General features: G+C 62.6%; 14 protein-coding genes. All 14 read right to left on the reverse strand.

Annotated features, from left to right (window positions below; translation table 11 throughout):
* Nucleotides 1-61: 61 nt before the first annotated feature.
* The 14 genes from AC0J41_RS01255 to cbiE all read right to left on the reverse strand — a co-directional run bounded on the left by AC0J41_RS01255 (nt 62) and on the right by cbiE (nt 14201).
* The gene (locus AC0J41_RS01255; RefSeq protein ID WP_473014349.1) at nt 62-1072 is read right to left on the reverse strand and encodes a FecCD family ABC transporter permease; all 1011 of its coding nucleotides are present in this window, start codon (nt 1070-1072) and stop codon (nt 62-64) included.
* Nucleotides 1069-2016 carry an ABC transporter substrate-binding protein gene (locus AC0J41_RS01260; protein ID WP_473014350.1) on the reverse strand — a complete coding sequence of 316 codons (948 nt, stop codon included), beginning with the start codon at nt 2014-2016 and terminating at the stop codon, nt 1069-1071. Before AC0J41_RS01260 ends, AC0J41_RS01255 begins: the two co-directional genes overlap by 4 nt.
* On the reverse strand, nt 2013-2801 hold the full coding sequence (locus AC0J41_RS01265) for an ABC transporter ATP-binding protein (protein ID WP_473014351.1): 789 nt from the start codon (nt 2799-2801) through the stop codon (nt 2013-2015). Before AC0J41_RS01265 ends, AC0J41_RS01260 begins: the two co-directional genes overlap by 4 nt.
* A 114-nt stretch (nt 2802-2915) precedes the next feature.
* Nucleotides 2916-5039 carry a TonB-dependent receptor gene (locus AC0J41_RS01270; RefSeq protein WP_473014352.1) on the reverse strand — a complete coding sequence of 708 codons (2124 nt, stop codon included), beginning with the start codon at nt 5037-5039 and terminating at the stop codon, nt 2916-2918.
* Nucleotides 5040-5189: 150 nt separating this feature from the next.
* Nucleotides 5190-6569, reverse strand: coding sequence for a PepSY-associated TM helix domain-containing protein (locus AC0J41_RS01275; protein ID WP_025111786.1), 1380 nt, complete (start codon nt 6567-6569; stop codon nt 5190-5192).
* Between the two features lie 176 nt (nt 6570-6745).
* Nucleotides 6746-8866, reverse strand: coding sequence for a TonB-dependent copper receptor (locus AC0J41_RS01280; RefSeq protein WP_473014353.1), 2121 nt, complete (start codon nt 8864-8866; stop codon nt 6746-6748).
* An 85-nt stretch (nt 8867-8951) separates the two neighbouring features.
* A complete protein-coding gene (locus AC0J41_RS01285) occupies nt 8952-9398 on the reverse strand; it encodes a DUF2946 domain-containing protein (protein WP_473014354.1) in 447 nt (148 codons plus the stop codon).
* Between the two features lie 21 nt (nt 9399-9419).
* On the reverse strand, nt 9420-9899 hold the full coding sequence (locus tag AC0J41_RS01290) for a copper chaperone PCu(A)C (RefSeq protein ID WP_473014355.1): 480 nt from the start codon (nt 9897-9899) through the stop codon (nt 9420-9422).
* 48 nt (nt 9900-9947) lie between these two features.
* Complete coding sequence (locus AC0J41_RS01295) at nt 9948-10346, reverse strand: DUF2946 domain-containing protein (RefSeq protein ID WP_025111782.1); 399 nt, start codon at nt 10344-10346, stop codon at nt 9948-9950.
* A 112-nt stretch (nt 10347-10458) separates the two neighbouring features.
* Complete coding sequence (locus AC0J41_RS01300) at nt 10459-10782, reverse strand: helix-turn-helix domain-containing transcriptional regulator (protein ID WP_025111781.1); 324 nt, start codon at nt 10780-10782, stop codon at nt 10459-10461.
* Between the two features lie 3 nt (nt 10783-10785).
* Nucleotides 10786-11121: a type II toxin-antitoxin system RelE/ParE family toxin gene (locus AC0J41_RS01305; protein WP_025111780.1), complete on the reverse strand. Its 336-nt coding sequence runs from the start codon at nt 11119-11121 to the stop codon at nt 10786-10788.
* Between the two features lie 56 nt (nt 11122-11177).
* The gene (locus tag AC0J41_RS01310) at nt 11178-11903 is read right to left on the reverse strand and encodes a cobalt-precorrin-6A reductase (RefSeq protein ID WP_473014356.1); all 726 of its coding nucleotides are present in this window, start codon (nt 11901-11903) and stop codon (nt 11178-11180) included.
* On the reverse strand, nt 11900-12997 hold the full coding sequence (locus AC0J41_RS01315; RefSeq protein WP_473014357.1) for a cobalt-precorrin-5B (C(1))-methyltransferase: 1098 nt from the start codon (nt 12995-12997) through the stop codon (nt 11900-11902). Before AC0J41_RS01315 ends, AC0J41_RS01310 begins: the two co-directional genes overlap by 4 nt.
* Nucleotides 12990-14201 (reverse strand): precorrin-6y C5,15-methyltransferase (decarboxylating) subunit CbiE, encoded by a 1212-nt coding sequence (gene cbiE, locus AC0J41_RS01320; protein WP_473014358.1) that lies wholly within the window; start codon nt 14199-14201, stop codon nt 12990-12992. Before cbiE ends, AC0J41_RS01315 begins: the two co-directional genes overlap by 8 nt.
* Nucleotides 14202-14270 lie beyond the last annotated feature (69 nt).

Here is a 14270-nt window from a genome sequence, read left to right on the forward strand (position 1 = left end):
TTTCACGAACGACGCCGTCCACTGTGGGAGCGAGCTTGCTCCCACGTTGTTCTGTGTTGGATTAGCGGCGGCGCATGAGGCCGATGAAGAAGACGCCGCCGATGGCTGCGGTGGCGACGCCGATGGGCAGGTCTTCCGGCGCGATCAGGGTCCGGGCGGCGACATCGACCCAGACCAGAAACAGGCTGCCGAGCAACACACAGGCCGGCAGCAGGCGGCGATGTTCGGCGCCGACCAGACGCCGGGCAATGTGCGGCACCATCAGCCCGACAAAACCGATCGAGCCGCTGATCGACACCAGCACGCCGGTCATCAGCGAGGCGATCACAAACACCCGCAAACGCACCGACCGGGCGTTCAGGCCGAGGGTCACGGCGGTCTGCTCGCCGGCCATCAGTGCGTTCAGCGGTCGGGCCATGCCCAACAGCAAACCGAGACCGAGCAGCACGCTCAGGGCCGGCACCGCCAGCAATTCCCAGCGCGCCAGTCCAAGACCGCCGAGCATCCAGAACATCACCGCCGAGCTGGCGCGGTGGTCGCCCATGAACAGCAGCAGGTTGGCGATCGCCATCATCACGAACGACACCGCCACACCGCACAGCAGCAACCGGTCGCTGTCGAGCCGGCCTTGACGATTGGCAATGCCCAGCACCAGAAACATGCTCAGCAACGCACCGATGAACGCAGCAATCGGCAAGGTCAGCAGGCCGACGATTTCACCGATGTGCAACACCACGATCACGGCGCCCAACGTTGCGCCGGAGGTGACGCCGAGCAGGTGCGGATCTGCCAGTGGATTGCGCGTCACCGCTTGCAGCACCGCGCCGATCAACGCCAGACCGGCACCCACCAACGCCCCAAGCAACATGCGCGGCACACGGATCAGCCAGACGATGTGTTCCTGTCCGGCGCTCCAGCTCACGTCGCCGAGACCGAAGGCCTTGTGCAGCAGAATCCGCCACACCACCTCCACCGGCACCCGGGCGGGACCGAAGCCAAGCGAGACCACGCACGACACCAGCAACACGGCGCCGAGGGCGATCAGCAACAGGGCGTAGCGACGGTCGATCATTCGCCGTGGAACCCTTTGGCCAGGGTTTCCACCGCCAGCACGTTATCGATCCCCGGCGTGGCCTGCACGTAAGGGATGACGATGAAGCGCTGGTTCTTGATCGCGTCAACCGATTGCAGCGCCGGGTTCTTCAGCAGAAATTCGATCTTCTGATCGGCGGTGATTTCGCTGTAGTCGACGATCACGATCACCTGCGGATTGCGTTCGACCACGGTCTCCCAGTTGACCCGGGTCCAGCTCGCCTCGACGTCATCGAGAATGTTGCGCCCGCCCGCGGCATCGATCAGCGCCTGCGGCATGCCCAGTCGGCCGGAGGTCATGGCGCGGTCTTCGCCGCTGTCGTAGAGGAACACGCGCGGCTGGCTGGCGGGCAGGTCTTTGCGGATCTCGGCGACCTGCTGCTGCATGTCGGCGATCAGGGCGTTGGCGCGATCCTGCACGTCGAAGATTTTGCCGAGGTTGCGCAGGTCGTTGTAGGTGTCCTCCAGTGTCGCCGCCGGGCGCTTCATCACGAAGGCGCAGGATTCGGTCAGCTCATAGACGTTGATGCCCAGCGGTTGCAGGGTCTGCGGAGTGAGATCACCCCCGACACGCATGCCGTAATCCCAGCCGGCGAAGAAAAAGTCGACGTTGGCGTTGAGCAGGGTTTCCACCGACGGGTACTTCGCGGCCAGCTCCGGCAAACCGTCGAGCAGCGACTGCATCTGGGGCGTCACCGACTTCCAGCCACTGACACCGCTGTACCCGGCCATGCGCGATTTGAGGCCGAGCGCGAGCATCATCTGGGTCATGTTGATGTCGTGGCTGACCGCATGCCCTGGCGCTTGCTTGAAGGTCACTTCGCGGTTGCAGCTGTGAACGGTCAGCGGGTACTTCGTGGCCTCGGCCAGGGCTTGAGCACTGCACAACAAAAGAGCGACGCAAAGCAGGGAACGCACAGTCATGGTCGGGTTATCCAGGTGATTCGCGGGTAGCCGTGGAGGGGATGGGAATCGATCAGCGCTTCGACGCCGAAGACCTCGCGCAGCAGTTCGACGGTGAGGACTTCTTGCGGCGTGCCGCTGGCGACGATGCGCCCGTGATTGATCACGTACAGACGGTCACAGAAGGCGGCGGCCAGGTTCAGGTCGTGGATGCTGGCGAGTGTGCCGATCTGCAGGCGCTTGACCAGTTGCAGCAGTTCGAGCTGATAGCGCGGGTCGAGGTGGTTGGTCGGCTCGTCGAGGATCAGCAGTTGCGGTTGCTGGGTCAGGGCGCGGGCGAGGATCACGCGCTGTTTTTCACCACCGGAAAGCGTGGCGAAAGCGTGGTCTTCGAAGCCGTCGAGGCCGACCGATTTGAGCGCTTGAGTCGCAAGATTCCGGTCTTCCAGCGTATCGCCATCGAACAGGCCTTTGTGCGGTGTGCGGCCCATGGCGACGACCTCCTCGACGGTCAGACCGAAGGCATCGGGGAATTCCTGCAGGACCACGGCGATGCGTTGTGCACACCAGCGTGAGGACTGTTTCCACACATTGTGGTGATCGAGTCTGACCTCACCGTTTTCCGGCTGGCTGAAGCGATAGGCGCAGCGCAACAGGCTGGTCTTGCCGCTGCCGTTGGGGCCGATCAAACCGACAAACTCACCGGCAGCCACCTGCAACGAGGCGTCACGCAGCTGGAACTGGTGATGGCAGTGGCCGTGGCCCAGAGGTGTCCAGGCGAGGTTGGCGAGGGTCAGTGAGGTCATGCGTCTACTCTGAAATATTCGGTGTTGCTGATGGCGCCTTCGCGAGCAGGCCCGCCCCCACAATGGAGTGCATTTCAATGTGGGAGCGAGCCTGCTCGCGAAGGCGCCGGTACATCAAAAGGTGTAATCCGCGGTGACGAAGAACGATCTCGGCTCGCCGAGAATCCATTGCTGGCCCTCATTGTATTGGCTTTGCGCGTATTGGCGGTCAAACAGATTGTTCACCTGCAGGCCCAGCGTGGTGTTGCGCAAGGCTTGCCACGACAGCGTGGCATCGACCACGGTGTAGCTCGGCAGCTCGTTGCGGTTGGCCATGTCGGCGTAGCGCGCATCGACGTAACGCACGCCGGCACCGGCCCTCAGGTCATCGCTGAGTTTTTTGTTCAGCCACAGATTGGCGGTGCGCCGTGGCACGTCCACCGGGCGGTTGCCGTTATACGACAGGGTTTGCCCATTCACCACTTCGGAGAAGTCATCGTACTTGGCTTTGACGACTGCAGCGTTGGCCTGCAGTTGCCAGGCGTGGGGCAATTGCAGGTCGAGGCTGGCTTCCAGGCCATTGGAGGATTGCTGGCCGACTTGCTGCTTGAGCGTCGGGTTGCCCGGATCGTCCGTCAGCAGCTTCTTTTTGACGATGCGATAGGCCGCCAGGGTGAACTCGCCGCGCTGATCCCAGAACAACTGCTTCATGCCGATCTCGGTCTGTCGTGCGGTCGACAGGTCGTACTGCTGCTGGCTGGGGCTCAGGGATATCAGGCCGCCGATACCGTCGGTGCTGGTCGCGACCTGAGCGTAAAACGAGGTCTCGGGCGTCAGCGCAAACACCAGTCCGGCCTTCCAGTTGTTGCCGGTCAGGGTCTTGTCGCTCTGGCTGCCGTCCACCAGATTGTTGCGATCAACGTGCACGTAATCGCGGCGTACACCGGTCACCAGCGACCAGCGCTCGCTGAGTTGCGTGCGGTTTTCGGCGAACAGCGACATCTGTTTCGTGGTGCTGTCGAACTGATCACGGTACGGGTTGGCGCTTTCGAAGTTGCCCGGTTGCGGGTGATACAGGTCCAGCGCCTGGCCGTTCGGCAACACGTCGTTGAACGGTGAGTTGCTGTTGAGCTGGAAGCGGATGCGGTTGTAATCGACGCCGGTCACGGTCTGGCTGTCGAGGCCGAACAGCGAGTGCTTGAAGGTGAAGGTCTGGCGGTCCCCGACCTGCTCCTGTTGGTGGCCGATACCGAAGTAACCGCTGCGACTGAGTTGTTGCGTGGTGGTGTCGAAGTTGTAGTTCTCGGCGTTCTGCCAGCGGCGTTGGGCCTTGAGGTAATACAGTTCGTTGCTGGCGCTGAGCGCATCGTTGATCTGCCAGTCAGTGGTCAGGCGCGTCCATTGGTCGTTGTAGTGCTGCTTGTCGTCGCGCACGTTGTAGTTCTTGTTGCGCAGGCTGTCCTGCAGCCGGCCGTTGATCAGTGGTGTGCCGAAGTAGTTTTGTGGCCGCTGGTCCCCGTAGTCATGGGCGAGGGTGAAAGCCAGATCATCGGTAGCCTGCCAGCGCAGGGCGGCGCTGATGAAGTCGCTGGAGGAGTCGCCGCGATCGATCCAGCCGTTACTGCGCAGGCGATTGAGATTGAGGCGATAGCTCAGGGTATCGGTCAGCGAACCACCGCTGTCGAACGCCTGCTGCTGACGATCATATGAGCCGTAGCCGACGCGCAGATGGTTTTCGATTTCGCCGCTGAACGGTTTTTTCGCAATCACGTTGACCACCGCACCGGTCGCGCCTTCGCCGTACAGCACCGAGGCCGGGCCGCGCAGCACATCGACGCGCTCCACCGACCAGGTGTCGACCGGGAAGGTCGCGGTGCCCATGCCGGTGTACATGCGGTTGCCGTCATACAACTGCATCACCGAACTCTGCCCGGTAAAACCGCGTGCCTGCAACGAGGTGCCGCCATCGCCTGGGGTACCGGTGCGACTGATGCCGGTGCTGCGCGACACGGCGTCTTGCACGCTGCGATCGCCACGGGCACGCACTTGTTCGCCACTGAGGCTTTCGACGCTGGCCGGGGTTTCCATGGCGCTGAGGTTCAGGCGTGAACCGGCGGTGGTCGGCGTGGTCAGGCTGACGCTTTCGTCGTCAATGGCCGGTGCGCTGATGGTGCCGGTGGGCAGCGTCAGCGGTTGGCTGTCGGCATTGGCGTGGTTCAGGGCGAACAGGCAGAGGCTGGACAAGAGGTACTTGTTCATCGGGGTGGTGAATCACTTCTTCAAAAGAAAGCCCGCAGCTTTTGGCCGCGGGCAGAGTGGCAAATATGGGTTATACAGTAACACTAAAAAATGCCGGCTTATAAGAGCCGGCAGTTTAAAGAACTGTCTAAAATGCGCATCTCGCCTGTTTCATGATGAAGTTGAGGCAGATTCAGGTTGGCGCCCAAGACGCGACAGCAGCACTCGATCCAGCAACCAGACCGCCACCAGCGAAGCCCCCACCAGCGGAAAAATCACCGCCAGCACCAGCATGATTGCCACGCCGGTTTTCCATTTCGGCAGGTCATGACGTAGCGGCGGCACGCCGAACTTGCCCTGCGGGCGGCGCTTCCACCAGATCACCACACCGCTGACGGCGCTGAGCAGAATCATCAGGCAGATCAGCAACACGACGATCTGGTTGAAGGTGCCGAACATCTTGCCTTCGTGCAGCATTACGCCGATTTCCGTGGCCCGCGCCACCGCGCCGTACTGCTCGAAACGCACATCGGCGAGGACCTTGCCGGTGTACTGATCGACATGCAGGGTGGCGTCGTTGCGCGGATCGTCGGCGAATACGGCGATGGTGAACACCCCGGTGGCGGTGGTCGGCAGGGTGATGCTGTAGCCCGGCTCGACCTTGCGTTCAATTGCGATGTCCTGCACCGCTTGCAGGCTGATGGCGGGCGCGGCAGGGCCGTGCTGCATGCCGCCGTGGGCCATGTGCTCGGCATGGTCGCCGGACATCGGCATCGGCGTGTTTTCCATCGCCCACGGCACGGTCTGGCGCGCGGCGTTGTTGAGGCTGCCGGCCTCGACGTCGGAGGTTGGCACGTTGTTCCACATGGCGGCCGGGAACACGTTCCACACCTGGGCGTACTGCTTGCCCCAGAACCCGGTCCAGGTCATGCCGCTGAGCAGCATCACCAGCAACAACGCCGCGCCCCAGAACCCGGTGACCGCATGCAGATCACGCCATAGCACGCGCCCGCGGCTGTTCAGTCGCGGCCACAGAATCCCGGCGGACTGACCTCGCGGCCACCACAGAAACACCCCCGACACCACCAGCACTACGCCCCAACCGGCGGCGAGTTCGATCAAGCGGTCACCGACGGTGCCGATCATCAGTTCGCCGTGAATCGCACGGGCGATGGCCTGCAGGTTCTGCCTGGCATCCTGCTCGCCGAGGATATCGCCGTGGTACGGATCGATGAAAACGTTGAGTTCGTGACCTTCGTTTTTCACCACGAATTGCGCGCTGCGTTCGGCATTCGCTGGCGGCAGGTACTGGGTGATCTGGCCCTGTGGATAAGCGCTTTTCACCCGTTGCAGCAGGTCATCGGCCGGCACCGTGTGATGCCCGGCCGGTACTTTGAGCAAGCTGCTGTACATCAGTGAATCGAGTTGCGGTTTGAACAGGTAGATGATGCCGGTCAGGGCCAGCATCACCATGAAAGGGGCGACGAATAGCCCAGCGTAAAAATGCCAACGCCAGGCCAGGTTGTAGAAATTCGCTTTGGGCTTTTGCATCACGTGTGCTCCGCTTGGCTTGGATCTTTTAGTTGTTCTGTATCGGTAAAGTCACCGCTGCACTCCTGTGGGAGCGGGTTTGCTCGCGAAGACGGCGGCACGCTCAACATTGTTGGCGCCTGATACACCGCTTCGCGAGCAAGCCCGCTCCTGCAAAGGCAGGGTGTGCCTCTTTGTCAGAAACTCATGTCGACCTTGGTCCAGAGCGTGCGCCCCGGTTCATTGATCGCTTGCGGGTCGTTGGCCGGGTAGCCGAAACCGGCGTTGCCCGCCAGGTTCAGGTGTTCGGCGTAAGCCTTGCCGAACAGGTTGTCGACGCCGGTGCTGACCTTCCAGTTCTTGTTGATCCGGTAGGCGCCGTTGAGCGAGAACACGCCAAAGCCGCCGCTCTTGTCGTAGTCCTTGCCGACTACGTTGCCCTTGTTCTGGTCGATGCGGTTTTGCGCCGCGACCACGCGCCACAGCGCGCCGGCGCTCCAGTTGTCTTCGCTGTAGGTGAGGCCGAAACGCGCATCCAGCGGCGGCATTTGCGGCAGGGCTTTGCCGTCGCTGCTGTTTTTGCCCCAGGCGTAGGCCAGGGTCGCGTCGGCTTTCCAGTTGTCGGTGAGCTTGTACGCAGCGCCGAGTTCGCCGCCCATGATCCGTGCGTCGATGTTTTGTGCGCGGGAGGTGCTCATGCCCATCATCGTCGGCGTGTAGTCGAACAGGATGTAGTCGCGCACCACGCCGATGTAGCCCGAGGCCCAGGCCTCAAGGTCGGCACTCTTGTAGTTCACGCCGAAGTCGAACTGGGTGGTTTTTTCCGGTTTGATCGAATCGAAAGCGTTCACCGAACCGGCCGGGCCTGACTTGGGCGAAAACAGCTCCCAGTAATCCGGGAAGCGCTGCGCGTGGCCGAGGCCCGCATAGAGCGTGGTCGGGCTGTCAGCCAGGTCATGCTCGTAACGCACGAAGCCGCTGGGCAGGGTGTCGGCGCGGGTGTCGTCGGCGGTCGGGTTCGGGCGGCTCATCATCCCGGAGCCAATGCTCTGTCGGTAATCCTTGGCCGAGGCGCGGTCGACACGGGCACCAGTGATCAGGCGATCACGGTCAGCGGCGTACCAGGTCATTTCGCTGAACACGCCGTAGTTATGGAAATCGGCGTCCTTGGTGTACGGCTGATCCTTGTAGGTGTCGATGCCCATGCCGCTGCGCTGGCGGTGTTCGTTGGTCTGCGCATCGAGACCGGTGATCAACTGGATATCGGCCCAGCGCCAGGTCGCCTTGATCCGCGCGCCGAGGGTGCGGCGGTCGACGTTGGACGCCATCGGCCCGGCCATCATCCCGGTGCCGGACGGCGTGCGCAGGGTGTAGTTGTCCATCACGTGGTCGGCGTAGTTGTAGTAGACCTGCGCTTCGAGCTTCTCCAGCACGTCAGTGATGTTGGATTTCTCGAAGCGCAGCCCGAGGCTTTCACGCAGGAACTGCGAACCGTCCATGCCGCGTCCGGCGTAACGCGCTTCGCCGTCGCCTTTGCCGGCGGTGAGTTCGATCAGGGTGTCGGCGTCCGGGGTCCAGCCGACGGCGATGTCACCGTTCCACTTGTCATAGCGCGACGGCACGGTGTCGTTGTTGCCGTCGCGATAGTCGTCGGAGTGCGCGGTGTTGCCGATCACCCGCACGTAGCCCAACGGCCCGCCGGCGGCAGCATCAACCACTTTGTCGAAGCGCCCGTTGGAGCCGGCCAGCACGCTCGCGTTCACCCGGGTGCCGAGTTCGCCGAAGCTTTCCGGTTCACGGTCGAAGAGCACCGTGCCGGCCGATGCGCCCGGGCCCCAGAGCACGGTTTGCGGGCCTTTGATCACCGTGAGTTTGTCGTAGGTTTCCGGCGAGATGTACGAGGTCGGTGCATCCATGCGGCCGGGGCAGGCACCGAGCAGCATGCTGCCGTTGGTGAGGATATTCAGGCGCGAACCGAACATGCCGCGCAGTACCGGATCGCCGTTGGTACCGCCATTGCGCACCAGGGCAAAGCCCGGAATGGTCTTCAGGTAATCGCCGCCGTCGCTGGCGGGTACCGGCTGGCGCGGGTCCTTGGGGTTGGTAACGATGGTCAGCGGCGAGCTGGGAGCGATTGCGGTGATCACCGTCGGGCTGAGTTCTTCGTTGTGCCCGGCGTGGTCATCGGCCAGCACCAGCGGGGACAGCAGGACGCCGCAAAGGACGGCGGTAGCGTGCGAGAAACGAATGCGCGATTCGTTCAAGGCGAAGGACGCCTGAGCTGCGCTCAAGCGTGGAACAGCGGAAAACCTGGACATGACAATTTCCATCAAACAGTCGTAAACGACACGGCCGGCAGCCTGAAGCTGTCTTCTCAACCGTGTGCAATCAAAGGTGCGGTGTTTACGCGACGATGGGCGGAGCGCGGGTGCGGGCGCCGGGGAAGAAGGTTTGCCGGGCATGGCCCAGGCGCGGGGAGGACGGGGTGAAGGTGTTGACGTGAGCGATGCTGAACGTCGCGAAGCTGCCGCCACCGGTCAGCGCCGGGCAGTTGAACAGCAGGCTGCAATAACCGCACTTTTCCCACAGGGCGTGGTGCGAGGATTGCGGCGGACAGTGTTCGGCAGCCGGTTGTGCACCGTGCGCGGAATGGTCCATGCCGGGCATGTCCATCGACATGTCCATGCTCATTGGCATGGAAGTCGAGGCGTGCTGATCCATCGGCATCGACTGAGAAATCAGCGGGCCGATGAAGATCATCAACATGGCGAACAGGGCGATCCAGCTACCGCGGGTCAGAGTCTGGCTCTGGCGGTGCATGCTGGACGCCCCGGCGCGTTGCGGGCGCACGGGCGTGGTCAGCCGGATCGGTTACTGGGCGTGATCGTGCGCCTGGGTTTCTTGCGGCGGCTTCTTCTGCACCGCGACCTCGACCGTCACGTCACCGGCTTTCTCGAAATGCAGGGTCAGCGGGAAGCGTTTGCCGTCGCTGAGCAGGTTGCGGTCTTTCGGGTTGAGCAGCATCACGTGATAAGCCATTGGCGCGAACGTCACCTTGCCGCCGGCCGGGATCACGACATTGGGCACCTGCTGCATCTTCATCAGATCGCCCTGCATCACATGCTCGTGCAGTTGCGCCTCGTCGGTGATCGGCGAATCAACGCTGAGCAGACGGTCGTCTGTCTTGCCGGGATTGCTGATCACGAAGTAAGCGGCGACGGTCGGCGCGTTGGGCGGTAGTTCTTGCGACCACGGGTGAGCGATTTCCAGCTCGCCCGCCTTGTATTCGTGGGCATGGGCGAAGCACGCCGGCAGCAACAGCGCAGCGATGACGATGAATTTGTTCAACATGGCAGTTCTCCAGAACGATTTGATACGCAGGTCAATTGCGAGAACAAATCAAACCAGAGGCGAGGCGCGGGGATTGAGGCTCGGCCATTGCTGGCGCGGTGTCGGTGTTTGCAACGAGGGCGGCGCCACGCTGCGATTGCTTGCATAGCGGGCGAAATACAGCTGCGGTGTATGACCCGGCAACGCCACCAATGGCGCTGAGCCCGAGCAGCACCAGCAATGCTGCATGTTGGAATGGGTGTCATTGGACGGGGCTTTCTGCTCCGGGGTGCCGATGTTGATCGCCACCATCTTCGTCCCGCTGCCGGTGCAGAAACTGCTCCACAGCAATTGTTCGGCCGGTGAATTGGCCGCCTGCGCCATCGCTCCGGTCATCGGCATGGCGAGCATGTTGAACAGCACTGCAAAGCAGGCGATCCAGGCAATGGCTAGCCGGTGTCGGTTCATGGGACAGATCCGTTGGGTGGGCGATCAGGCGCGGCTATTTAGCCTGATCAGGGCCGATAAGTAAAAAGACGTCGTGCGGTATGGTGTCGCACGGGTTTTTTCAATGACTTGGTCAATTCACAGGTACGGCATGAACCTGCATATCCACACCAAGCGTAGCGCGGATTACCGAAAATATTTTGGCCAGGTTGTCCATGCTCGGGTTGCCTTTGGCTGACAGCATTCGATGCAGGCTTTTACTGGGCTTTTCGGTCTCCCTTGCAAGCTCTTCGAAGCCTACAGTCGCATTGACAAGATCCCGCAAAATTATTCTCGCCATTTCTGGTTCGCCATTCAGGAACAGCGTCGCGGCCTCATCCAGCAGTGCTTGAGCAAACTCCGGATCACGTTGGGCACGTTCTGCTATTGAATGTTTGTAGCTTCGAGTGAGAACCATAAATTACCTCCGGTCCTGTTCAGCTTTTTTTCGAGATCGAAATTCGGCAATCAATACCTTCGCCTGTTTGATGTCTTTTTTCTGTGTGGATTTATCCCCTCCACCGAACAAGATGATCAGCCGTTTTCCTTCTTGTATCAGGTAGATTCTGTACCCTGGGCCCCAATTGATTTTGTATTCGCCTAGACCATCGAACCACTTGATATTGGAAGTGTTGCCCATTTCCAATCGAATCAGGGCAGTCGAAACCTTGAGTGCAGCCTGTACACCCAGAGTGGAAATCCACTGGCCAAACGGGCTTGATTGGTCTTCTTCCAGATATTCTTCGAGTGTGATCACGGCCGGCCCTGAAGGTAACAAATAGGTTACTTATCATGCAAGTCGTGGATACTGCCTCATAAGGCGATATCCTCCAATGCAACAAGTGTTTCCTGAAGCGACAGAAACTCCCGACCAACCGCCGGCAACACCGGCCGCTTCAACACCAGCACCGGCACCCTCAATTCTCGCGCCACTTCCAGCTTCGGCTCGGTTGCCGTGCTACCGCTGTTCTTGCTGATCAGCACATCGATCTGCCGTCGCTCGAACAAGGCTCGCTCCTCTGCAAGCAGAAACGGGCCACGGGCGCCGATCACTTCACAGCGCTCGTTACCAGGGTAGACATCGAGGGCGCGCAGGGTCCAGAACTGTTCGGCGGGGATTTCGTCGAGGTGCTGCAGCGGTTCGCGGCCGAGGGTAAACAGCGGGCGGCGGAACGGTTTGAGTGCGCGGATCAGCTCGGCCCAGTCGCTGACCTCTCGCCAGTCGTCGCCCGGTTGCGGCTGCCACGCCGGGCGGCGCAGGGCCCAGCAGGGGATGCCGGCCAGTTGCGCAGCGCTGGCGGCATTGTGGCTAATTTGCGCGGCGTACGGGTGGGTGGCGTCCAGCAGCAGGTCGATGCCTTCAGCGCGAATGAACTGCGCCAGGCCTGTTGCACCGCCGTAGCCGCCAACCCGCACCTGGCAGGTCAGATCAGTCGGCACCCGGCCCACGCCGGCCAGGCTGTAAATGTGGGGCGGCCCCAGCGTGCGGGCGATGGCCAGCGCTTCGGTGACGCCGCCGAGCAACAAAATCCGCTTCATGCAAAACCTCCGGCGTGGCCGACGATGCCGCCCTGACGATCAATTGCAAACACCTCGATCTGCACCTGCGCCGGCACCACGCTGCGGGCGAAATTCAGCGCGTGGCGACAGACTTCATCCCCCAGCGCGATGCCCGCCGCACTGGCCATCGCCAAGGCCTGCTGGCTGGTGTTTGCCGCACGGATGCCTTGCTGCAAAACCTCATCGGCGCCGATCGCCGCCGCCCACTCGGCCAGTTGCGGCAAGTCGATGCTCGAATGCCGCGAGTGCAGGTCCATGTGCCCGGCCGCCAGTTTGCTGATCTTGCCGAAGCCGCCGCACAGGCTGAGTTTATCCACAGGTACTTTGCGCAGATGCTTGAGCACCGCGCCGACAAAGTCGCCCATTTCGATCAGGGCGATTTCCGGCAGGTCGTAGACCCGGCGCATGGTGTCTTCGCTGGCGTTGCCGGTGCAGGCGGCGATGTGCAGGAAGCCGTTGGTTTTGGCGACGTCGATGCCCTGATGGATCGAGGCGATGTACGCCGCGCAGGAGAACGGCCGGACGATGCCGCTGGTGCCGAGAATCGACAGGCCGCCGAGGATGCCCAGACGCGGATTCATGGTTTTCAGCGCCAGCGCTTCACCGCCCTCGACGTTGACCGTGACCTCGAAGCCGCCAGCGTAACCGCTTTGGGCGGCAAGCAGGTTCAGGTGATCGCCGATCATCTTGCGCGGCACCGGATTGATCGCCGGTTCACCGACGCCGAGCACCAGCCCCGGCCGGGTCACGGTGCCGACGCCTGCGCCGGCGATGAAGCGAACCCCCGGTTCGGCCAGCAGCCGCACGTGTGAATAGAGCAACGCGCCGTGGGTCACGTCCGGGTCGTCGCCGGCATCCTTGATCGTTCCGGCTTCGGCGCCGTCCTCGGTCAACCGACAGAATTCCAGGCGCATCTGCACCTGCTTGCCTTTGGGCAGGACGATCTGCACCGCGTCCGCCGAGACACCGCCGAGCAGCAGGCGTGCGGCGGCCAGGCTGGTGGCGGTGGCACAGCTGCCGGTGGTCAGGCCGCTGCGCAGGGGCGCGGGTTGTTCGGCGGTTTCGTCACGCATCGAGAGGTTTGACCAGATCGAGCAAGGTGATCGGCAGCGCCTGGCGCCAGGTGTCGAACTCGCCAAGCGGCTGTGCCTGGGCAACGTGGATGCGGGTCAATTCGCCGCCATGGCGCTCGCGCCAGTTCATCAGGGCGAGTTCACTTTGCAAGGTCACGGCGTTGGCGACCAGCCGGCCACCGGGTTTGAGCTGTTCCCAACAGGTCTCGAAGACCCCTTCGCGGGTCACGCCGCCGCCGATGAAGATCGCGTCGGGGCGCTCCAGCCCGGCGAGGGCCTGCGGTGCCTTACCGCGAATCAGCTGCAGCCCCGGCACGCCCAGCGCATCGCGATTGTGTTCGATCAGTTGCTGACGACCGTCATCGGCCTCGACGGCCAGCGCCCGGCAACTCGGATGCGTGCGCATCCATTCAATGCCGATCGAGCCACTGCCGGCGCCGACGTCCCAGAGCAGTTCACCGGGCGTCGGGGCGAGGCGGGCGAGGGTGATCGCGCGCACGTCACGCTTGGTCAGTTGGCCGTCGTGGCGGAAGGCCGAGTCGGGCAGGCCCGCGAGTCGCGACAGCCGTGGAGCCTCGGCGTCGGCCAGGCATTCGATGGCGATCACATTCAGATCGGCAATCGGCGGGTCGCTCCAGTCATTGGCGATGCCGTCGGTGCGCCGTTCGGCATCGCCGCCCAGATGCTCCAGAACGCTGATGCGACTGCCGCCAAAACCGCGCTCGCGCAACAATGCCGCGACCGCTGCCGGGCTCAGTCCGTCATTGCTCAGCAACAACAGGCGCACACCGCTGGACAACTGTGCATTCAGCGCGGCCAATGGCCGGGCCACCAGCGACAGCGTTACGACTTCTTGCAGCGGCCAGCCGAGGCGAGCCGCTGCCAGCGCACAGGAAGACGGCGCAGGCAGGATCAGCATCTCGTCGCTCGGCACCTGCCGCGCCAGGCTCGCGCCGACGCCATAGAACATCGGATCACCGCTGGCGAGCACGCAGACCGCTTCGCCACGGCGCGCCAATGCCGGCGCGAGGGAAAACGGGCTCGGCCACAATTCGCGTGCGCCGCGAATGCACACTGGCAGCAAGTCCAGCTGTCGCTGGCCGCCAATGATCCGCGCGGCGCCCAGCAGGGCACGCCGGGCGTTTTTGCCCAGGCCCTTGAAGCCGTCCTCACCGATTCCCACAACCGTCAGCCAGGGTGTCATGCCGTTCCTCTGTTCCGAGTACATCTTGAAGGTCGACATGATAGCGCGGTGGCTTTGATCTGACTCAGG

This window comes from Pseudomonas sp. Arb-4-2C (assembly GCF_055755015.1).